Annotated in this window: 1 protein-coding gene; it reads left to right on the top strand. The window is 49.1% G+C overall.

Annotated features, from left to right (window positions below):
- Nucleotides 1-105 precede the first annotated feature (105 nt).
- The coding region (locus tag F8C76_RS17740) for a retrotransposon gag family protein (protein WP_170284060.1) at nucleotides 106-860 on the top strand (755 nt) is incomplete at its 3' end.

The raw sequence follows: 860 nt of genomic DNA, 5'->3' as shown, positions 1-860 counted from the left end.
CCTTCAAGTCAAGGACGGCAGAGTAATCCTTCCTCGAGCTCTTCATCAAAAAGAATGAGCCCAAGCTCAGTCACCCGGACAGTTTCTTCGTTCGAATCACGAAGGATGAACGTCCTGGTTACAAATTCTGAGCCACCACCTCAGAATCCACCTCCAGATGATGCGCTCGCACGCATCCAGCAGTTGGAACAAGGCCAGCAGAGGATTGAAACTCTGATGGAAAACCTTCTCCTCGCCTTCCAAAATCAGGCGAACAATGAACCTCCTCCGAATCATCACGATAACGAGGAAAATGGAGAAGAAAATGAGTCACGCGCCCTTACTAAAAAGGACGTAGACACCATCCTCGCCAAAGCTAAAGAAGAGGATGTACTCAAGGAGCATGGGATCAAGCCACCATATCCCTTATGGATGGACTCGGTCCCGTTCCCTACAAAATTCAAGCATCCTACTCTCCAAACATATACGGGGAAAGGATCAGCCAGACAGCACGTCATCCACTTCAAGATCCTGACAGGAGCTATTGCGGATCAAGATGCTCTCAGGATCCGCCTCTTCGCAAGTACCCTAAAAGGTACGGCCTTCGATTGGTACTCCACTCTTCCGGAGAACTCCATCCAAAACTGGGCCATGCTAGAGACACGCTTCCTAACCCACTTTAAAGGTGAGGATTATCCTGTTACCATGGCACAGCTCTGCAGCCTAAAACAGGGAGAGAATGAGTCGACATACGACTTCATTCACAAGTGGAAAGCAATGGCGTACAAATGCTCAGATGTACTGCCACAGGCGTCGCTAGTCGACATTTGCCGAAACAACATGAGAGCCAGAATACGCTCCATGATCATCGGCAACAAATC

This window comes from Flagellimonas olearia (assembly GCF_009184425.1).
In the GTDB taxonomy this organism is placed as follows: Bacteria; Bacteroidota; Bacteroidia; order Flavobacteriales; family Flavobacteriaceae; genus Flagellimonas; species Flagellimonas olearia.
The sequence above is the reverse complement of the archived record's forward strand: the minus strand, read 5'-3'. Positions and strand labels throughout refer to the sequence as shown.